The 19,704-nt window shown below is 73.3% G+C and carries 12 protein-coding genes; 3 read left to right on the top strand and 9 right to left on the bottom strand.

All coding sequences use genetic code 11. The annotated features are described in order from the left end of the window. Nucleotide 1: 1 nt before the first annotated feature. From C8250_RS36165 to C8250_RS36145, 5 genes are all read right to left on the bottom strand, one after another. On the bottom strand, nucleotides 2-2,293 hold the full coding sequence (locus C8250_RS36165; RefSeq protein WP_138352531.1) for an ATP-binding cassette domain-containing protein: 2,292 nt from the start codon (nucleotides 2,291-2,293) through the stop codon (nucleotides 2-4). Then, nucleotides 2,290-4,629, bottom strand: coding sequence for an ATP-binding cassette domain-containing protein (locus tag C8250_RS36160; protein ID WP_138352530.1), 2,340 nt, complete (start codon nucleotides 4,627-4,629; stop codon nucleotides 2,290-2,292). The genes C8250_RS36165 and C8250_RS36160 overlap by 4 nt, the downstream gene beginning before the upstream one ends. Further along, on the bottom strand, nucleotides 4,626-5,486 hold the full coding sequence (locus C8250_RS36155; RefSeq protein WP_138352529.1) for an HlyD family efflux transporter periplasmic adaptor subunit: 861 nt from the start codon (nucleotides 5,484-5,486) through the stop codon (nucleotides 4,626-4,628). The genes C8250_RS36160 and C8250_RS36155 overlap by 4 nt, the downstream gene beginning before the upstream one ends. A 5-nt stretch (nucleotides 5,487-5,491) precedes the next feature. Continuing rightward, nucleotides 5,492-6,727, bottom strand: coding sequence for a cytochrome P450 (locus C8250_RS36150; protein WP_138352528.1), 1,236 nt, complete (start codon nucleotides 6,725-6,727; stop codon nucleotides 5,492-5,494). A 234-nt stretch (nucleotides 6,728-6,961) separates the two neighbouring features. Then, nucleotides 6,962-7,123, bottom strand: a complete 162-nt coding sequence (locus C8250_RS36145; RefSeq protein ID WP_164292920.1) for a hypothetical protein — start codon at nucleotides 7,121-7,123, stop codon at nucleotides 6,962-6,964. Between the two features lie 281 nt (nucleotides 7,124-7,404). Here C8250_RS36145 and C8250_RS36140 point away from each other — a divergent pair, with 281 nt between their 5' ends. Both C8250_RS36140 and C8250_RS36135 read left to right on the top strand, forming a co-directional pair. Next, on the top strand, nucleotides 7,405-8,376 hold the full coding sequence (locus tag C8250_RS36140) for an ABC transporter ATP-binding protein (protein WP_138352527.1): 972 nt from the start codon (nucleotides 7,405-7,407) through the stop codon (nucleotides 8,374-8,376). Next, on the top strand, nucleotides 8,373-9,182 hold the full coding sequence (locus C8250_RS36135; protein WP_138352526.1) for an ABC transporter permease: 810 nt from the start codon (nucleotides 8,373-8,375) through the stop codon (nucleotides 9,180-9,182). The genes C8250_RS36140 and C8250_RS36135 overlap by 4 nt, the downstream gene beginning before the upstream one ends. A gap of 31 nt (nucleotides 9,183-9,213) precedes the next feature. On the opposite strand, the gene C8250_RS36130 is transcribed toward C8250_RS36135, so the two are convergent. The 4 genes from C8250_RS36130 to C8250_RS36115 all read right to left on the bottom strand — a co-directional run bounded on the left by C8250_RS36130 (nucleotide 9,214) and on the right by C8250_RS36115 (nucleotide 18,026). Continuing rightward, entirely contained in the window at nucleotides 9,214-10,227 is a 1,014-nt protein-coding gene (locus C8250_RS36130) for an alpha/beta hydrolase family protein (RefSeq protein ID WP_138352525.1), read from the bottom strand. Then, nucleotides 10,227-14,591, bottom strand: a complete 4,365-nt coding sequence (locus C8250_RS36125) for a type I polyketide synthase (protein ID WP_203218448.1) — start codon at nucleotides 14,589-14,591, stop codon at nucleotides 10,227-10,229. Before C8250_RS36125 ends, C8250_RS36130 begins: the two co-directional genes overlap by 1 nt. After that, the gene (locus tag C8250_RS36120) at nucleotides 14,584-16,359 is read right to left on the bottom strand and encodes a fatty acyl-AMP ligase (RefSeq protein WP_138352524.1); all 1,776 of its coding nucleotides are present in this window, start codon (nucleotides 16,357-16,359) and stop codon (nucleotides 14,584-14,586) included. Before C8250_RS36120 ends, C8250_RS36125 begins: the two co-directional genes overlap by 8 nt. Nucleotides 16,360-16,478: 119 nt before the next feature. Beyond that, nucleotides 16,479-18,026 (bottom strand): acyl-CoA carboxylase subunit beta, encoded by a 1,548-nt coding sequence (locus C8250_RS36115; RefSeq protein WP_138352523.1) that lies wholly within the window; start codon nucleotides 18,024-18,026, stop codon nucleotides 16,479-16,481. Between the two features lie 227 nt (nucleotides 18,027-18,253). Between C8250_RS36115 and C8250_RS36110 the strand changes: the two genes are divergently transcribed. Continuing rightward, the gene (locus C8250_RS36110; RefSeq protein ID WP_187145127.1) at nucleotides 18,254-19,690 is read left to right on the top strand and encodes an MFS transporter; all 1,437 of its coding nucleotides are present in this window, start codon (nucleotides 18,254-18,256) and stop codon (nucleotides 19,688-19,690) included. Nucleotides 19,691-19,704 lie beyond the last annotated feature (14 nt).

Here is a 19,704-nt window from a genome sequence, read left to right as displayed (position 1 = left end):
CTCAGATCTCCTGGGGTCGGACGAGGCGGGTGAACAGGGGGTCGTGGTCGAGCAGTTCGTCGTAGGTCCCCGAGGCGGTGACCCGCCCGGCGTCCATGACGTGGATGCGGTCGGCCCGGCGGATGGTGCTGAGCCGGTGGGCGATGACGATGCGGGTGCGGTCGAGGGCGGCCACGGCGTCGGCGACGTGGGCCTGGGTGGCGTTGTCGAGGGCGGATGTCGCCTCGTCGAGCAGCAGCACGGCGGGGCGTCTGACCAGCGCGCGGGCGAGCAGGATGCGCTGGATCTGACCACCCGAGAAACCCTGCGCGTCCTCACCGATGCGAGTGCCCAGGCCGAGCGGCAGGGCCCGGAGTTCGGCGGCGATGCCGGCTTGTTCCGCGGCGGCCCAGACGTCGTCCTCGGTGACGTCGGGGTCGGTGCCCGCCAGGTTCTCCAGCAGGTTGCCGCGCAGCGTCCGCCCGTTCTGCAGGACGGTGCCCAACTGTCCGCGCACCAGGCGCAGATCGAGGGCGGCGAGGTCCTGTCCGTCATGCCGCACGGTTCCGGACTCGGGGATGTCGAACCCCAGGATCAGCCGGATCAGTGTGGACTTGCCGGCGCCGGACGCTCCGACGACGGCGACGAACTCGCCCTCCTCGGCCCGCAGGCTGACACGGTCCAGAGCCGGCACCGCAGCGCCCGGGTAGCGGAAGGTCACCTCTTCGAGGGCGACCGCGCCGCCCAGCACCCCGGGGTCGCGGCGGTGCGGTCCCGAGGCGGGGACGGCGGGCGCCGCGAGCACCGGCCGCAGCCGGTCCAGCACCGGCGCGATGCCGTACGCGGTGGCCGCCGCGTGGGTGAGCTGGCCGAGTGCCAGCGCCACCTGTCCGGCCGCGATACCGGCTGCCATCAGATGCCCTGCGGAGACGCCCCCGGCGCCCCCGGCGGCTGTCGCCGCCAGCAGCACGGCGAGCAGCAGCGGTTGCAGAGCGGCGGTGACGGCGCCCGATGCGGCGTCGGTGCGCATCGCGGCGGCGTCGGCGCGCTTCTGCCGGGCGAAGGGCCCGGCCCAGCGGGCGAAGGCCTGGATCTCGCGCCCCGCCGTCTGGAGCTTGTCGATGCCCAGCAGCAGCCCGTACAGCACTCCGTGCAGCCGGCCGTGCAGCGCGTACACCTCGGATTCGTACCGTTGCCTGCGCCGTCCCAGCAGGAGCAGGACGGTGACGGCGGCGACGGCGGCGGCCAGCAGCACACCGCCGAGCCGCAGATCCACGGTGAGCAGCAGCAGAAGTCCCGACAGCGAGAAGAACGCTCCCAGTACCGCGGAGACCAGCACTTCCGACAGTGCCTGCCGGGCCTCGGCGACGGCGTTGGCCCGGTGCACGAGGTCGCCGGTGGAGAAGTCCCGGAAGAACCGGGCGTCATGGGTGAGCAGCCGGTCCCAGACGGCCGGTTCCAGCGCCGCCTGGATGCGTCCGGTGAGCCGCACGGCGGCGGTGTTGCGGACCAGCAGGAGCAGGAGTCCCGCCGCCGAGGCCGCGCCGAGCAGCAGCGCCAGCCAGCGCAGCGGGTGGCGGTCGGCGGCCAGCAGCCGCGGCACGAGCAGTCCGGCGCTCAGTGGCACGAGCAGCGTCAGAACGGCGGTGAGCAGACCGGCGCCCGCGAGGACCACCAGGTCGCGCCGGGTGCCGGGGGCGCCGAGCGCGAAGCGCAGCAATGAACCGGGGGTCGGGGTGCCGGGCGGCAGCGGCCGGTAGAGCAGCAGCGCCTGGCGTGAGCAGGCGGGTCCCGCCGGCCGGCGCCGGGCACCGCCGGTGTCCCGGGCCGCCGGATCGTGCACCAGATGGCCCCGGCCGCGCGGCACGAGGGCGAGCGGGCGGCCGTCGTCGGAGGCGAACGCGATCATCGCACCGGCGGTGCCACCGGGATCACCGTGAACGTCGTCGCCGTCCGGACTCTTTGCGCCCTTGGGCGCCTTGGCGGCCGGGAGGGTGACCTGCCGCCAGCGCACGCCCAGCCGCCGCAGCAGGGCGATCAGCGGGTCGCGGGCAGTGCGCACCGAGGCGGGCAGTTGGGCCGGCACCTCGATCCCCAGGGCGGGGCCGAGGGCCGCGAGCACGGCGAGTGCGTGGGCGGCGGCGTCCGGCGGTGGGACGGCCACCGCGCGGGCCTCCCCGCTCGGGCGGCGGGCCGCCGGGCCGAGCCCGTCGAGCGCGGCCGCGAGGGTCGCGCGGTTGGCCGCCGCCGTCGCGTTCAGTGCGGCCGTCGCGTCGGCGGCGCGGCTGCGCTCCGCCTGCTGAGTGGGCGTCATGACTGCTCCTGAACAGGACGGTTCGGGGTCGATGCGACCGGGGCGGCGGCGGTGGCGTCCTGGCCACCGGCCTCGGACAGCAGCGTCCGGTAGCGGCCCGGCACCGCGGCCAGTTCCGCCGGGGTGCCCTGCTGGACGATGCGGCCGCCCTCCAGGACGACCACCCGGTCGGCGGAGCGGACGGTGCTCAGCCGGTGGGCGAGCACCAGGCAGCTGGTACCGCGCCGCCGGAGGTGCGTGTTGACCAAGGCCTCGGTGCGGGCGTCCAGCGCGGAGGTCGCCTCGTCCAGCACCAGCAGCGGCGGGTCGAGGGCCAGCGCACGGGCCAGCTCCAGTCGCTGCCGCTCTCCGCCGGAGAGGTTCCGTGCGTCCTCCTCGATCCGCCCGGCGTCCAGGCCACCACGGCCACGGACCAGGTCGGCGGCCTCGGCGTCGGCGAGCGCCCGGTGCAGGGCGGTCTCGTCGGCCGCCGGGTTCCACAGCGTGAGGTTGTCGCGCATGGTGCCCTCGAAGAGCCGCAACCGCTGCTCCACGTAAGCGACCTGGCTGGTCACCACGGCGCGCGGCAGTGATTCGCGCGGCACTCCGTCCAGCAGCACGTCGCCGGTCCAGGGCCGGAGCACTCCGGCGGCGAGCCGGGCCAGCGTGGACTTGCCGCTGCCGCTCGATCCGACGACCGCGACCCACTCCCCCGGCCGCACCGTCAGCGAGATGCCCTCCAGCGTCGCCGGCCGGTTGGGGTCGTAGCCGAAGGAGACGTCCCGCAGCTCCAGCAGGCCGCTGAGCGCGACGGGTCCGGCCGAGCCGTCCACCGGGTCCAGGACGGCCGTCAGATAGGGGTCGGGCTCGGAGAGTTCGACGTCGTCGAGGAGCGCGGACTGGGCTCGCGCCATCGTCAGCTCGGATCCCGTGCCGACGAGCTGGGTGACCGGCAGCAGGAACCCGTTGAGCAGCAGCAGGAAGGCGAGCAGCGTTCCTACGGTCACGCTGCCGCCGATCAGCAGCGCGGTCCCGGCCACCACGACGGCCGCGGTGCCCGCCGTAGTGAGCGCGGTCGGCAGTGAGAGCGGTACGAGGACGGCGGTGGCGACGTTCTGCGCGGTGTCCATGGCCCGCGCCTGCCAGCCCGACCAGGAGCGGAAGAACGAGTCCTCGGCCCCCTCCGCCTTCAGTGTCTCGATGGCGGAGATCCCGGCGAAGGCCACCCCGTCGCGCTTGTGCTGCTCGGAGTGGAGCTGGTGCAGCATGCCGCCGCGCCGCCGGTCGGCGAGTTTCAGGGCCGCGATGTCGATGACCGCCACCACCACCGGCACGATTGCCAGCCGGGGTTGCAGCCAGATCAGAGCCGCGAGATGCGCGGCGGCGGTGGCGGCCGAGGCGGCGGCGCCGGCGGCGCGGTACGAGAGCAGCGCCGAGAGCCCGTCGTTGATCTGGACCCTGGTCACCAGACCGCCGAGCTGCCTGCGGTGGAAGAACGAACCGGGCAGCCGCAGCATGCGCCACAGGAATCCGGTCGAGGTGCGGGCCGCCATGGAGGCCAGCACCCGGTTGACGACGCTCTGTTGCAGCCAGGTGCCGAGCAGCACCGCGGCGGCCGAACCGCCGGTGGCCAGGACCAGCGGGAGGGCCCAGGCGCCGGTTCCGCCGATCGTCACCGAGGTGAGGTAGGCCCGCAGCAGGAACGCCGCGGCCATCGCGGGAACGGTGAGCAGCACCGCGACCAGCACGGCGATCAGCAGCGCGAACCCGTACGGCCGGATCCTCGTCAACAGCCCCCGCAGGAACGGGAACCGGGCTCCGCCCCGTTCGAAGTCCGGCCCCGGTTCGAAGCCGACCGCGATGCCCGCGAAGGAGTCCCAGAACTCGGCCGGTGTCGCCGAATGGCTGCCCAGCGAGGGATCGTTGACGCGTACGCGGCCGCGCTTGATGCCTTCGAAGACCGCGAAGTGCGGACCGGTGACGAGCACCATCGACGGCACCGGCACGGCGTCCAGGCCCAGCAGCCGGTCCTCGCCGCGCACCACCCGGCGGCCCCGCGCCACCAGGCCGTAGCGGCCCGCGGCGCGGGCCACCGCGGCGGCGCTCACACCGTCGCGGGAGACACCGCAGGAGCGGGACGCCTCGTGCAGGGTCGTCCGGCGGCCGAACGCGCCGAGGACGATCGCGAGACAGGCGGCGCCGCAGTCCTGCTCCTCCATCTGCGGGACGACGGGCGTCCGCAGATAGCGGCGCCGGCGGCCCGCGCGGACAGCGCTGCTCTTCGGTGGCGGACCCGGGGCGGCCGCCGCCGGCTCCTGGCTCTTCCGCTCCTCGGCGGTCCGGGTGTCGAGGCTCATCGCCCGGCCCCCGTACCCAGGATGACCTGGTAGGGGCGGCGGGAGCCGAGGTCGACGGAGACGTCCACGGGCACCGGGCCGTACGTCGGGGGCAGCGCGCCGGACGCGGCATCCGGCACGGCGGTGATCGTCCAGACCGGGTCGGCCCCCGACCCCAGGTCGCTTTCGCCGAGCGGCAGTGCGCCGTCGAGCGAGTCGGCGCGGGCGGGATACGGGTCCACGGCCGTGATGCGGGCGCGCACCGTGCCGGACGGCAGGGGCAGCAGTACGGACTGGCCGGGTCGCAGGCGTGCCAGGTCCCGGGCGGAACCGGTGTAGAGCCGCAACGTGGCCGGTTCGCCGGCCGGGTCGAGCGCGAGCAGCGCGGCCCCGGCCGGCAGAGTGCCGCCGGGCGCGGTCAGCACACCGGCGACCGTGCCGTCCGCGGGAGAGCGGAGCTCGGCGGTGCCGCCCGGGCCGGGGGCCGTGGTGCGCAGCAGCGCGAGGAGCTGCCCGCGGGTGACCCGGTCCCCCGGGCGGACCCGCAGGTCGAGCACCGTACCGGCGACGTCGGCCCGGGCGAGGACCGGCGCGGGGCCGTGGGCCAGCACGCCGTGCAGGGACAGGGTGTTCGGGAGCGACCCCCAGCCCACCCAGGCACCGCCCGCCCCCAGGGCCAGGACCAGGGCGACGAGGGCGGAGCCGAGGCGGCTGCCGATGACACGGACCGGGCGGTCGAGGCCCGGTTCGAGCTGTGCGGCAGCCGCCGCGGCGGCGATCGTCACCGCTTGAGCGGACGGGCCCGTTCGCTCCGCTGACGCGGGCGGTTCTCCGTCGGGGACGGCCGGGACGGTCTTCATCGGGATCGTTGTCGTCATCGCCGTCACATCCCCGCGCCGAGGGAGGTGAGCTGCCTGACCTCGACGGGCAGTTCCCGCAGCCCGCCGAAGACGAACTGCTCGCTCCAGCGGGCGGTGCTCTCGTCGAGCGGGGTGCTCAACTCCCGCTCGGCGCCTGCCGCCGCGAGCAGGGCCAGGACCGTTCCGCCGGCCATCAGCGACAGCGGAGCGCCCAGGCAGTGGTGCGGCCCGTGTCCGAAGGCCAGATGTCGGCGCTCCGCCCGGGCCGGGTCGAATCGGTCGGGATCGGGGAAGCGGCGCGGATCGCGGTTGGCGGCCGCGTACAGCAGCAGCACCACCCGTCCGGCGGGCAGCAGTGTGTCCCCGGCCTGTACGTCGCCGCCCAGCCCGCGGGCGCTGGCCCGTACCGGGCTGCCCAGCCGCTGGCATTCGTCGAAGACGGCCTCGGCGGTGTGCGGTTCCGCGCGGATTCCGGCGGCCAGCGCGGGGTTCCGCAGCAACTGCCAGGCGGCGACCGCGAGTCCGGAGGTGAGTGTTTCGAGCCCGTTGGCGAACAGCATGACGACGAAGGCGAGCAGGTCCTCGTCGTCCAGCTGTCCCGCGTCCCTGGCCAGGACGAGGCGGCTGATGAGATCGCCGCCGGGACGCGCCGCGCGGGCGGCGCACAGCTCTTCGACCCAGTCGCGGAACCCCTCGAACTCGGCGTCCAGGGCGGCGGTCTGTTCGGCGCCGGCGAACGGGTCCAGGAGGGACCGGGCGACCAGTCCGGCCCAGCCGGTGACCCGCTCGCGCTCTTCGGGCGGCACGTCGAGGATCGCGCACGACACCGCCACCGGCAGCGGCACGGCGAGGTCGGCCACCAGGTCGAAGGAGCCGCCGGCCAGCAGGGGCGCGAGCAGTTCCTCGGTGGTGTTCTCGATCCTGGCGCGAATCTCGGCGAGCCGGCGGGCGCTGAACGCGGCGGTCGCGAGGCGCTTCAGCCGGGTGTGGTCGGCGCCGTCCCGCATCGGCAGCGTACGGGCGAGCACCTGGGCGAGTGCGGAGGAACCGGGGCGGTCGAGCCCGATCGCGGCGGGGTCCACCGCGGTTCCGGGGTGCATCAGGACGGTGACGATCTCCTCGTAGCCGGAGATGACGTGGACGCGTCCCAGGTCCAGTACCGGGGCCTCGGTCAGCAGCCGCCGGTAGAGCCCGGCGGGGTCGCGTCGCGCGGCCGGGTCCTGGATGAACCGCGTGAGCTGGTGGCGGAGGCTTTCCATGCCCGGTTCTCCTTGTCGGTCCGTGAGTTGGTCGATGTATCGATGTGTCGTTGTGTCGTCAGGGATGGAGCCGGGTGCCGGACGAGGGGCGCCCCGGTGGGACCGTTCAGGTCCCACCGAGGCGCGGATTCCCGCGGCCGTGGCGGGCCGGCGGAGCGATGACGCCCGCCGGCCCGGCCTCAGTCGGCCGCTACTGCGTCAGACTCGGAGGCCTTACCAACACGGACCGTGAGGTCAGTTGGAGACCGAGCTGAAGGACGAGACCGGGCAGGCCGCGGAGAGCAGCGAGCTGACGCTGATGCCGCCGGAGACGGTGTCCAGCTCCTCGACCTCGATGTCGAACTGCTCGGTCTCGGCGACAGCGGCGGTCTCGGTGATGTCCTTGTTGTCAGCCATGGCCGACTCCTCTCGTTTCACGGCGCCGGACCCTGGTGGGCCGGTCTGCCGATTCCCTCATCCCCTTCGGCTTCCGGTTTTCCCGGCCGCTTCCGGCGATGAGAGAAATATGCACCCGAGGGCCGTCCGCACATCAGTGGGAAAAGTCAGAAACACCGCCTGCAAAATGTCATACCGCTTTCTTATGACGTTTTACATGTTCGACGAACTCGCAGCTCAGGAAGGTAAAATGAATTCATTCCCTCTTGCAGACCCTCTCTGATACCGCGCACCATGTGCGCATGAAAGAGATTCCCGAAGTCATAGAAGTAGTGGAATTGCGGCAGTCCTACGGGGACTACGAAGCAGTACGCGGAGCGTCTTTCACCGTCCGGCGCGGAGAGCTGTTCGCGCTGCTGGGAACGAACGGCGCCGGCAAGACCACCACCCTCGAGGTCGTCGAGGGCTACCGTCCGCCCACCGCGGGTACGGTGCGGGTGCTGGGACTGGATCCCTACGCGGACGGGCCCGCGCTCCGCCGCAGGACGGGGGTGATGCTCCAGGAGGGCGGATTCTTCAAGGAGTTGACCGTCCGGGAGACGGTGGACGCCTGGCGCCGTTTCAGCGGGCGGGCCCGCGCCACCGCCGACGTCCTCGGCCAGGTACGGCTCGACACCAAGGCCGGCACCCGCGTCGGCCAGCTCTCCGGGGGTGAGCGCCGCCGGCTGGACCTCGCGCTCGCCGTGCTCAACGACCCCGAGCTGCTCTTCCTCGACGAGCCCACCACAGGCATGGACCCCGAGGCCCGCCGCAACACCTGGCAGCTCGTCAGGGAACTGCGGGCGGCCGGCACCACCGTGGTGCTGACCACGCACTACCTGGAAGAGGCCCAGCAACTCGCGGACCGGGTCGCCATCATGGACGCCGGCCGCATCACCGCCACCGGCACCGTCGCCGAGGTCCTCTCCGGGCAGCGCAGCCGGATCACCTTCCCGCTGCCGTTCGCCACCACCGCCTCGGACCTGCCGCGGCTTCCCGGCGCGGACCTGGCCGTACAGGGTGACGCGGTGTCCTACGCCGTCGCCCGGACGGCGCCCGCGCTGGCCGTCCTGCACGACTGGGCCGGCGCGCGCGGTGTCGAACTCGACGGCATCGAAGTACGGCACGCCTCGCTGGAGGACGTGTTCCTCGCCCTCGCCGGCGACCAACGGACGGCGTCCGACGACCACGGCACCGTCCGCCCGGACCACCACAGCAAGGCGGCCGCCCGATGACCTGGACCCGCTACGCCCACGGCCAACTCCTGCTGTCCTGGAAGGTCTTCTGGCGCAACCGCCGCTCCACCTTCATCGGGTTCCTGCTCCCCGTCCTGCTGGATCTGTTCGTCGCGGCGCCCTTGCGCGACAAGGAGATCGGCGGGGTGAGCGCGGCCGGCTATGTCACCGTCGGCTTCATCGGGCTGGCGCTCGTCACGTCCTTCGTCAATCTCCTCAACGCGGTCGTCGCCCGCCGCGACGATCTGGTGCTCAAGCGGCTGCGCGGTACGGAGGTGCCCCCCAGCGCCGTGTTCGCCGGCCAGATCGGCGCGAGCGGCATCGTCGTCCTGCTGCAGGCCGTGGTGCTGGGCACCCTCTCGGTGGGTCTGTTCCACGCGCCGCTGCCCGCCGACCCGGCGCTGCTGCTGCTCACCCTGGTCGCGGGCTATCTGCTGTTCGCCCTGCTCGCCGTGGCGCTGTCCGGGCTGACGCCGAGCGCCGAGACATCCCCGCTGGTCGCCACTCCGGTCCTCATGCTCTGCATGTTCGGCGCGGGCGTCGCGACGCCTCTGTCGTCGCTCCCCTCCTGGCTGCAGGGTCCGGCGCACGCCCTGCCCCTCACCCCGGTCGTGCAGGCCCTCCGAACCGCGTGGTTCGGCAAGAGCTTCGGCCAGGAGAGCTGGAACGGCGGCCCGTTGGCCGATCTCTCCTTCCTGCACACCTGGCAGTCCGCCGGCCCCGCCCTGCTGATCACCGCTCTGTGGACGGCCGGCGTGCTGCTGGCCGCCCGGCGCCTCTTCCGCTGGGAGCCCCGGCGCGCCTGACCGGGGTCACAGCGCGCCGGGCGTCAGTCGGTCACAGCCCCAGGGCCTGCGAGAGGAGCGGCCAGGACGTCTTGTACTCGTTGCGCCAGTAGGTCCAGCTGTGGGTGCCGCCGAGGTAGAAGTGGGTCTGGACGGGGATGCCGAGCTGCTGCAGCCGGGCGGCGAAGCTCTGGGACGCGGGCCACAGGGTGGTCTCCAGGGCCTCGGCGCTCAGCTCCCCGTTCCCGCCGACGACACCGGTGCCGGAGGACAGGTAGAGGCTGGTGCCGGTCAGCTTCGATGCCAGGGCGTAGGGGTTCTGGGCGTTCCACAGCGGGCTCTGGAAGATCGGGGAGCCCCACAGCGCCCAGGGCAGAAGGCCTTCACGGCCCACGATCGCCTCGACGATGATCGGCATACCGGGCATCGTCGTGTGGAGGACACCGCTGTACGAGGCCGCCGCCTTGAACGTTCCGGGGTGCCGGGCGGCGAACGCGATCGCGCCCCAACCGCCGGTGGACACCCCGCCGATGGCCCGCGTCGTCCCGGCCCGGTAGTTCTGCTGCAGCAGCTGCATCAACTCCGTGACCTGGAAGGTCTCGTAGTCCGGGGCGCCCGAGCCGAAGTTCCACCAGGTGCTGGGGATGCCGGTGGGCCCCGACGACGGCATGGCGACGATGACTTCCTTGTCCGCGGTGAACTGCTCGATATCCGTCTCGCGGGTCCACGAGGTGTAGTCGTCGTGCGCGCCCTGGAGCAGATAGAGCACCGGCCAGGTGCGGGTGGCCTGGGCCGACCAGTCGGCCGGCAGCAGCAGCCTGGTCCCGACGGTGCCGCGGATCGCCGGGGAGTTGATCTGCAGATCGACGGTACGGCTGTCGAGCCAGGTCTCGGAGACGATGCCGGCCCCGTCCAGGGCGGTACGCGCCGGGGCGGCCGCCGCCGTGGAGGCAGCGGCGGCGGGGGCGAGAGCGGTGGGGCCGAGGGTCAGCGCGGCGGTCGCCGCGAGCATGGCCGCTCCGGTGACGGCGGCGCGGGACGTACGGCGGCGGCGCTGTGTGTGCATCAGATCCCTCTTGTCGTGGGTGGGTTGAGATCGCGGGTGAGCAGCGCGGCGAGGTCGTCGACCGCGGGCGGATCGAGAAGGGAGAGGTGATCTCCCTCGATCGGCGCGACGGAGAGGTCGGTGCAGGACCCGTCCCAGCCGAGCGCCTCGTCGGTACGGGTGTAGCGCGCGTCCTGGACGGTGTGCGGCGCGCTCCGCGTGGCGCGGTAGAGCAGCGTGCGGCCGGTGTACGGGCGCGGGGTGTGCCGTTCCCCGCTACGCAGGTCCAGGTACGAGGTGCGCTGGTGTTCCAGCACGGCCGCGGGCAGATCCGCCGCCTGCTCCAGCGCCTTGACCACCAGCTCGATCTGCCCGGCGTCGTCGAGCGTCGCGAGTTCGTCGTAGGGCAGCGGCAGCGGACTGCCGTAGGTGCGCTCCACGTACGCGGCGAACTCCGCGAAGCGGCGGCGGGCTTCCTCGGCAGGCGACAACTCGGGGACGGGGAGCGGCAGCACGCTGTCGATCAGGATCAGCGCGGGCACGGTTCCGTCGCCGGCCAGCAGCCGTGCCGTCTCCTGCGCCACCACCCCGCCGTAGGACCAGCCACCGAGCAGCCACGGCCCGAGCGGGCGGGTCTCACGGACGATCCGCGCGTACGCCGCCGCCCGCTCGTGCACCGCGTCGGGGCCGGGCAGCCGTTCCAGTCCGTAGCAGGGCTGTTCGTCGCCGAGCCGCTGGACGAGGGCGCGGTAGACGGCGGTGGATCCGCCCGCGGGATGGATCAGGAACAGCGGCGGCCGGCTCCCGCCCGCCCGCAGGACGCGCAGTGGACCGCTGACGGGTGTCTCCAGGCGCGGGCGCAGCAGACCGGCGACGGCGGCGACGGTGGAGGGGCCGGTCAGCAGGTCATCGGCCGGTACCTCGCATCCGGCCCGCTCCGACAGTTCCCGGGCCAGCTCCGCCAGCCGCTCCCGGGGCAGTTCCCGCAGACCGAGGTCGTCCTCGGCGCCGGGCGGTTGGCCGCCGGCGACGCTCTGCCAGGCCCGGGAGACCAGCCGCTCGGCGGCGTCCCGGGGAAGCACACCCGTCAACGTATCCTCGGCCGCCTGCTCCGTACCGTCCCCCGCGCACGACGGCTCCAGCCACGCGGCGAGCGCGGCGACGGTGCCGTTACGCAGCAGCACGCGTGGTTCGACGACGGTGCCGAAGTCCCGCTGGACGGCGGCCAGGATGCGGGTGGCCATGAGGGAGTCGAGCCCGAGTTCCGTGAGCGGCGTCCCGGGGTCGATATGTTCCGGCGCGTACCCCATGACCTGGGCGACATGCTCGCGCAGCCGGTCGATGACGGTCCTGGGCCGGTCCGCCGGTTCGGCGGTTCGGGGGACCGGCAGCGGTACGGGATCGGGTTCCTGCCGTTGCGCCGCCAGCCGGCCCTTCACCCAGTAGGGACGGTGCCGCCAGCCGGCGCTCGGTACGTCGACGATCCGGCCGGTCCCGTGCAGCGCCCCGGGGTCGATCGCCACACCCCTGACCAGCTGCGCCGCCAGGCTGTGCCGGAACGAGAAGGCGTCGTCGGTGTTCCGGCGCAGGGTCGGGAACAGCGCGGCGTCCCCGGCTCCCGAAGCGGCATCCGAAGCGCGCAGCGTCTCGGCGAGCGGATGCAGTTGTGTGGGGTGCGGGGAGACCTCGACGAACAGCCGGTGCCCGTCCGCCGCCGCGGCGGCGACCGCCTGCGCGAAGCGCACGGGTCGGCGCAGCGCGGCCACCCAGTACCCGGCGTCGAAGACCGGCAGGTCGCGGGGCGAGTCCCGGACGGTGCTGTAGAAGGGAACGCCGGACGGCATGTGCGGCACCTCGCCGAGTTGTTCGGCCAGCGGGCCGAGCAGCGGGTCGACCTGCGGGGAGTGGCCCGCCGCGGTGACCCCCAGCGATCGGGCGAGCCCGCCCTCCCGCGCGACCTGCCGGATCAGTTCGCCGATGTCGTCCGCCGTGCCGGTGACGACGCTCTGGCCGGGCGAGGAGTGGACGGCGACCCGCAGACTGGACCATGTTCCGGCGTGTGCCCGTACCTGCGCGGCGGAGAGTTCCACCACGGCCATCGCCCCGCCCGTCAGCCCGTCGAGCAGCCGGGAGCGGGTCGCGATGACACGGGCGCCGGTTTCGGCGTCGAGCGCACCGGCGACCACGGCCGCGGCGACCTCGCCCATCGAGTGGCCGATGACGGCCGCCGGTTCGATCCCGTACGCCCGCCAGAGTCCGGCCAGGGCGACCTGGAGGCCGTACAGCACGGGCTGGACGACCGAAGGGGACGACAACTCCGCGCCGGGTTCGAGTCCCGCGCGCAGCGAGAGGCCCGCGTGCTCGAGCAACAGGGGTTCCAGCCGGTCCACCGCCTCGGCGAACGCTGGTTCCGCCGTGAGCAGCCGGCGGGCCATGCCCGGCCACTGTGAGCCGTAGCCGGAGAACACCCAGACGGGGCGGGCGGTTTCGGTGACCGGGCCGCCGGTGACGACCGCCGGATGGGGCCGGCCTGCGGAGAGGCAGGAGAGGGCCGCCGCGGCGTCCTCGATGCTGCCCGCGACCACGGCCGCGCGGTACCGGCCGCGACCGGTGCGGCCGTGCAGCGTACGGGCGACGTCCTCGATCCTGACCCCTCGGGCCGCGGGCGACGACAGCCAGCGGCTCAGCCGCGCCGCGTCCTCGCGCAGCCGTGCGGTGGAGAGGGCGTCGAGAACGGTGATCGCCGGCGCTCCCCCTGGCATGGGCGCCTTCCTCAGCGCGGGCCGGTACTCCTCCAGCACGACATGCGCGTTGGTGCCGCCGAACCCGAAGGCGGAGACGCCCGCGGTGGCCCGGCCCGAGTAACGGGGCCAGGGCTCCGGGGAGTCGACGACCCGCAGGCCCAGCGCGTCGAAGTCGATGAGCGGGTTGGGGGTGCCGAAGTTGAGGTGCGGCGGCAGTTCGTCGTGGTGCAGCGCCAGCACCGTCTTGACCAGCCCGGTGATTCCGGCCGCGGCCTCCAGATGGCCGACGTTGGTCTTCGCCGAGCCGATGAGCAGCGGTTGGTCCGGTTCGCGGCCCTGGCCGAGTACCGCCCCCAGGGCGTGAGCCTCGATCGGGTCGCCGAGCGCGGTGCCGGTGCCGTGCGCCTCGACGTAGTCCAGTTCGGAGCCCGCACCGGCGTGGGCCTGTTCCAACAGGGCCCGCTGGGCCTCGGGGTTGGGGGCCAGCAGCCCGTTGGAGCGGCCGTCGGAGTTCACGGCGGTCGACCGGATGACGGCGAGGACGCGGTTCCCGTCCCGCTCGGCGTCGGCCAGTCGTTTGAGGACGACGACCGCGCAGCCCTCGCCGCGCACCATGCCGTCGGCCGCGGCGTCGAAGGTCTTGCAGCGTCCGTCGGGCGCGAGCGCGCCCGCGCGCTGGAAGGCCAGGGTCAGCGCGGGCGACAGCAGCAGGTTCACCCCGCCGGCGAGAGCCGTGTCGGTCTCGCCGGACACCAGACTGCGGACGGCGTGCTGCACGGCGACCAGCGACGAGGAGCAGGCGGTGTCCAGGGCGAGGCTGGGTCCGCGCAGGTCCAGCGCGTACGAGAGGCGGTTCGCGGCGATGCTCAGGGCGACGCCCGGCGGGGTCCACGCGTCGACCGCGTCCAGGTCGGCGGTGGTGAGCTGGGCGTACTCGTTGCCGCTGATCCCCACGAACACGCCGGTGCGGGTACCGGCCAGTCCTGGCGCGGGGATCGCGGCGTGGTCCAGGCTCTCCCGTGCCACTTCCAGCAGCAGCCGCTGCTGCGGGTCCATGAGGGTGGCCTCGTGCGGCGAGATGCCGAAGAACTCGGCGTCGAACCCCGCGACATCGGACAGGAACGCGCCATGCCGGTTGATGCCCTCGGGCGGCACGCCGTCGGGAAGAAACGGAGCCCACCGCCCTTCGGGGAGCGTGCCCACCGCGTTGCCGCCGGCACTGAGCAGTTCCCAGAAGGCGGCCGGGGAGGTGATGCCGCCCGGGAGCCGGCAGCCGATACCGACGACGGCGACGGCACTCGACGCGCCGCCCGGTGGCTGTGCCGGGGCGGACCGGGGAGTCGGCGCCGGGAGGCCGGCCGTTTCCCCGACGCCGACCGCGGCCTCGACCACCGACAGCAGCCGGCCCAGCGTCGGCGCCTCCCACAGCAGGGTCGCGGGGAGTTGGACCGAGGTGAGGGCGCGCAGATCGGCGGTGAGGGCGATGGCGTCCCGTGAGGTGATGCCGAGCTCCGCGAACGGCCGGTCGTCGTCGATCTCTGCCGGGTCGAGCCCGTACCACTGGGAGAGCCGCGAGACGATCGTGCGGCGGAGTTCCCCGGCGATGCCGGACTCCCCCGCGCCCCCGGCGCCGTCACTCACCTGCCGCCGCCTCCCTCTCGTACTCGCCCGCGAGATACCGCTCGCGGCAGGCGGAACGGGAGACCTTGCCGCTGGACGTGCGCGGCACCGCGCCGGGCGGTACGAGGAGCAGCCGGGCCAGCCGTACCCCGTGCCGGGCGGAGATCCGGGCGCGGGCGGCCCGCTCCGCCGCCGCGCACAGCTCGGCGGTGACGTCGAGGTCCCGGGCGTGCTCGGCGACGGCGACCACCTCGTCGGGCCCGCCGTCGCCGGTGACGGTGAACAGGGCGAGCCGGCCGCGGCGTACGCAGTCCAGGGAGGACTGGACGGTCTCCTCCAGGTCCTGCGGGTAGTGGTTGCGGCCGTCCACGATCAGCAGGTCCTTCAGCCGTCCGGTGACCTGGAGCCGGCCCTCGTGCAGCGCCCCGAGATCGCCGGTGCGCAGCCAGTCGCCCAGCTCGCCGGGGATGCGGGAGGCGAAGGACGCCTGCGAACGGCCGGTCCGCTTCCAGTAGCCCAGGCCGATGTTGGGACCGCGCAGCCGGATCTCACCGATCCGGTCCTCGGGCAGCACCAGCCCCGTCACCGGGTCCGTGATGCGCAGCTCCTGCCCCACCGGGGTTCCGCAGCCGACGAGTACGGTCGCCAGGGCGTCGTCGTCCGCACACGGCCGGATGTGCCCCGCCGCCAGTGCCTCGCGGTCGCAGACCAGCTTCCGGGGCAGGTCGGCGGGCGGTTCGGTGGTGACGAAGACGGTCGCCTCGGCCAGGCCGTACGAGGGGCAGTGCGCCTCCGGCGGCAGTCCTGTGCGGGCGAAGGCCCGCTGGAAGCGTTCCACGGTGCCCTGCCGTACGGGTTCGCTGCCGTTGATCATGACGCGGACGCGGTCGAGCCGCAGTGCCGCGGTCTGTTCCTCGTCGATGCGGGTGGCGCAGTAGTCGTAGGCGAAGTTGGGGGCGGCGCTGATGGTGCCCGGGTACGCGCCGAGCAACCGCAGCCAGCGCACGGGCCGTTCCAGGAAGGAGACCGGGTCCATCAGCACCGACGACATGCCGGCCAGTACGGGTGCGGCGATGCTCAGCACCAGGCCCATGTCGTGGAAGAGCGGCAGCCAGCCGACGCTGGTGCTGCCGTCCGCCGTCACGCCGAACGCCCTGACGGCCTGCCGGGCGTTGGCGACGACGTTGCCGTGGCTGATCATCACCCCGGCGGGGACCCTGGTGGAGCCCGACGTGTACTGGAGGTAGGCGATGTCGTCCAGTTCGGGTACGGGTAACGGCCGGTCCGGATCGGGGAGCGCGTCGGTCAGCGGGCCCGCGCCGGCCGGCCGGTCGATGGGGACGACCGGGAGGTGCGGGATCCCGTGCTCGGCGGCGAAGGCCGCGATGGCGGGGGCGGTCGGGGTGTCGGTCAGGATGCAGGACGGTTCGCAGTCGTCGAGCACGGCGGCGAGCCGGCCCGCGTGCCCCGGCAGGTCGGGGCTGAACAGCGGGACGGCTATCACCCCCGCGTAGAGGCAGCCGAGGAAGGCCGCCACGTAGCCCAGGCCCTGGGGCAGCATCAGCGCGGCCCGCTCGCCGGGGCCCACATCGGCCCGCAGCCGCCAGGCGATCGTGCGGGCCTGCTGGTCGAGCCGTTTCCAGGTCAGGCTGCGGTGCCGGCCCGGCGAGTCCGGGGTGGGGAAGTCGACGAAGGTGAAGGCCCGCTGGGCGCCGCGCTCGGTGGACCAGCGGCGCAGGGACTCGGTCAGCGGGAACTCGGTCGGCGGGAGAGGGCGCGCGGGGGGCATGGGACTCCAGAGGGGTGGGGGCGCGAGGGGGGCCGCTCTCGGAGGAGGTGGTTCCGTGGGACCGGTGGGGGGGATCCGTGGGACCGGGGGACGGGTGGTTCAGACGGGTTCAGAGGGGTTCAGAGGGGGATGTTGCCGTGCTGGCGCTGCGGTGCGGGCCGGTGTTTTCCGTGCAGCGACCGCAGTCCACGGACGATCCGGCCGCGGGTCTCGTGCGGGAGGATGACGGCGTCGAGGTAGCCGCGCTCCGCGGCCAGGTACGGGGTGGCGTAATCGTTCTCGTACTCGGCGGTGAGCTGCTTGCGCAGCAGCTCCGGGTCCTCGGCGTCGCGCAGTTCCTTGCGGTGCAGGACGGCGACCGCGCCCTGTGCTCCCATGACGGCGATCTGCGCGGTCGGCCACGCCAGGTTGAGATCGGCGCCGAGGTGCTTGGACCCCATGACGGCGTAGCCGCCGCCGTAGGCCTTGCGGACGACGACGGTGATGGCGGGCACGGTGGCCTCGGCGTACGCGTACAGCAGCTTGGCGCCCCGGCGGACGATGCCCTCGTGCTCCAGCCGGACGCCGGAGAGGTAGCCGGGCACGTCGACGAACGAGAGGATCGGGATGCCGAAGGCGTCGCAGAACCGCACGAACCGGGCGGCCTTCTCGGAGGCGTTGATGTCCAGGGCGCCGGCGGAGTGCAGCGGCTGGTTGGCGACGATGCCCACCGACGAGCCCTCGACCCGGCCGAAGGCGCAGATGATGTTCGGCGCGAACAGTTCCTGGATCTCCAGCAGTTCGCCGTCGTCCACGACGCGCCGCAGGATCTCCCGCATGTCGTAGGCGTGACCGAGGTTGGCGGGCACGATCTCGTCGAGTTCCCGGTCCGTCGCGGTGATGCCGGGGTCGGAGCGCTGCCGGTAGCGCGGTGGCGCCTCACGGTTGTTGGCGGGCAGGTAGGAGAGCAGCCCGCGCACGAAGTCGAAGGCGTCCGCCTCGTCGTGGGCGAGGTAGTGGGCGGTGCCGTTGACGGCGGAGCTGGTGCGGGCGCCGCCCAGTTCCTCGGCCGTGGTCTCCTCCCCCGTCACCGAGTGGATGACGTCGGGGCCGGTGACAAACATGTGGGAGATGTCCTTCACCATGACCGTGAAGTCGGTGAGCGCCGGCGAGTACGCGGCGCCGCCCGCGCACGGGCCGAGGATCATGGACAGTTGGGGGATCACCCCGGAGACCATGACGTTGCGGTGGACGAGTTCCGCGTAGTGGGCGAGGGCGACGACCCCCTCCTGGATGCGCGCGCCGCCCGAGTCGTTGAGGCCGATCACGGGACAGCCGACCTTCAGCGCGTGGTCCATGACCTTGAGGACCTTCTCGCCGAACGCCTCCCCCATGCTTCCGCCGAAGACGGTGGCGTCCTGCGCGAAGACCGCGACCGGGCGGTCGTCGACGGTGCCGTGACCGGTGACGACCCCGTCGCCGTCGGGGCGGGAGGCGTCCATGCCGTAGGCGGTGCAGCGGTGCCGTACGAAGGCGTCGGTCTCGGTGAAGGAGCCGGGGTCGAGCAGCAGGTCGATGCGCTCCCGCGCGGTGAGCCGGCCTCGGGAGTGCTGGCGCTCCACGGCCGCTGGTGAGCCTCCTCGCAGAACCTGGGCGCGACGGGACTCGAACTCGGCGAAACGGGTCATGCGCGGCTCTCCTTCCCGGAGGGGGGATCCGGAATTCTGGAGCGTCATGGGGGCAACAGGTTCCGCTTCCGGGTGCCGGGCCACTAGAGCGGGGCGTGACAGCCGCCCGTCCGCCTTCTGTCACTCCGATGACAAGCCGAACGGCGGGTGCGGTGGTTAAGGTCGGACGGCCCCGAGCACATGACCCGCCAGGACCAGGGGCTCCTGACCCGGGAGAGGAGCCGCCGGTGGACCGGGTCAGGACGCTGCCGATCATGCTGGGGATCGCGGTGACCGGGTTCATCACGACGCTGGACAACACCGTCGTCAACGTCGCGCTGCCCTCCGTGCAACGGGCGTTGGGTCTCGACCTGCCGGATCTGGAGTGGGTGGGCACCAGTTACGTCCTGAGCTTCGGCGCGCTGCTGCTGGCCGGCGGCCGGCTCGCCGACCTGCTGTCCTGCCGCCCGGTGCTGATCGCGGGGCTGACGGTCTTCACGGCCGCCTCCGTGGCGGGCGGTCTCGCGGCGAACAGCCCGACGCTGATCGCGGCCAGGACCGTGCAGGGCGCTGGAGCCGCGCTGGTGATCCCCGCGACACTGGCGGTGATCACCGGCCAACTGCCCGCGGCGCGCCGCTCGCTCGCGGTCGGGCTGTGGACCGGGGCGCTGGCGGTCGCGCTGGCCCTGGGGCCGGTGCTCGGCGGTTTCATCACCGAGCGGTGGGGCTGGCGGTGGGTGTTCTTCCTGAACGTGCCCTTCGGCGTCCTCGGACTGCTGCTGGCCGGCGCGGTGCCCGCGGCGGTACGCCGCCCGGGTCTGTCCGCGCTGCGCCGACTCGACGTGCCCGGGGTCGTGTTGTCGAGTGCGGCGCTATGGCTGCTGGCCTACGGACTGCTGGAGGGCGGGGCGCACGGCTTCACCCGCTGGCCGGTGCCCCAGTGTCTGTTCGCGGCGGCGCTGGCGGGCCGGTTGTTCGTGGCTCTGGAGATCCGCAGGGCGGCGCCGCTGCTCGAACTGGGCCTCTTCCGTGACCGCCTCCTCAGCGGCGGAACGGCCGCGCAGGTGCTCTGGGGCATCGGCGTCAACGGCGTGTTCTTCTTCACCACGCTGTATCTGCAGCAGGTGCTCGGATTCTCCGCGACCAAGGCCGGTCTCGCCTTCCTGCCGCTGGCGCTCGCGCTGCTGGCGCTGACGCCGTTCGCGGAGCGGCTCTGCGCGGCCTGGGGCGCGCACCGGGTGATCGCGGCCGGGCTGGTGCTGGTGGCGTGGGGGCTGGTGCAGGTGTCCGCGACCGGTCTGCGGACGAGCTATCTCGGTCTGCAGCCGGGGCTGTTGCTGATCGGCGCGGGCTCCGCGCTCACCACGCCGCTGACGGTCCGTTCCCTCGCCTCGGTGCCGGCCTCCCGCAACGGCATGGCGTCCGGGGTGGTCAGCGCGGCCCGGGAGATCTCCGGGGTCTTCGGTATCGCCCTGGTCGGCGTCGTCCTGACGCACACCCGGAGCGCGGAACTCGCCGCCGGTTCCGATCCGCTTACCGCGTTCCTCGACGGCTATGCGGCCGGCCTGCGACTCGCGGCCGGTTGTGTCCTGTGCGGCGCCCTGGTGACGTTCCTCGCCCTCCGCCACCGGGCACCGGCTGTGCCGGAAGGCCGCACCGTCGGGGACTCGTTGTCACTCAAGTGACAACGCATCCTCAT

This window comes from Streptomyces sp. So13.3 (assembly GCF_005860785.2).
In the GTDB taxonomy this organism is placed as follows: domain Bacteria; phylum Actinomycetota; class Actinomycetes; order Streptomycetales; family Streptomycetaceae; genus Actinacidiphila; species Actinacidiphila fildesensis.
This window is presented reverse-complemented; position numbering and strand designations above follow the sequence as displayed.

Excerpts from the sequence above, each read along its gene's own strand:
- C8250_RS36115 (WP_138352523.1), bottom strand. The coding sequence starts at position 18,026 with ATGACCCGTTTCGCCGAGTTCGAGTCCCGTCGCGCCCAGGTTCTGCGA.
- C8250_RS36120 (WP_138352524.1), bottom strand. The coding sequence starts at position 16,359 with ATGCCCCCCGCGCGCCCTCTCCCGCCGACCGAGTTCCCGCTGACCGAG.
- C8250_RS36155 (WP_138352529.1), bottom strand. The coding sequence starts at position 5,486 with ATGACGACAACGATCCCGATGAAGACCGTCCCGGCCGTCCCCGACGGA.
- C8250_RS36145 (WP_164292920.1), bottom strand. The coding sequence starts at position 7,123 with ATGGCTGACAACAAGGACATCACCGAGACCGCCGCTGTCGCCGAGACC.
- C8250_RS36140 (WP_138352527.1), top strand. The coding sequence starts at position 7,405 with ATGAAAGAGATTCCCGAAGTCATAGAAGTAGTGGAATTGCGGCAGTCC.
- C8250_RS36135 (WP_138352526.1), top strand. The coding sequence starts at position 8,373 with ATGACCTGGACCCGCTACGCCCACGGCCAACTCCTGCTGTCCTGGAAG.
- C8250_RS36150 (WP_138352528.1), bottom strand. The coding sequence starts at position 6,727 with ATGGAAAGCCTCCGCCACCAGCTCACGCGGTTCATCCAGGACCCGGCC.
- C8250_RS36160 (WP_138352530.1), bottom strand. The coding sequence starts at position 4,629 with ATGAGCCTCGACACCCGGACCGCCGAGGAGCGGAAGAGCCAGGAGCCG.
- C8250_RS36165 (WP_138352531.1), bottom strand. The coding sequence starts at position 2,293 with ATGACGCCCACTCAGCAGGCGGAGCGCAGCCGCGCCGCCGACGCGACG.
- C8250_RS36130 (WP_138352525.1), bottom strand. The coding sequence starts at position 10,227 with ATGCACACACAGCGCCGCCGCCGTACGTCCCGCGCCGCCGTCACCGGA.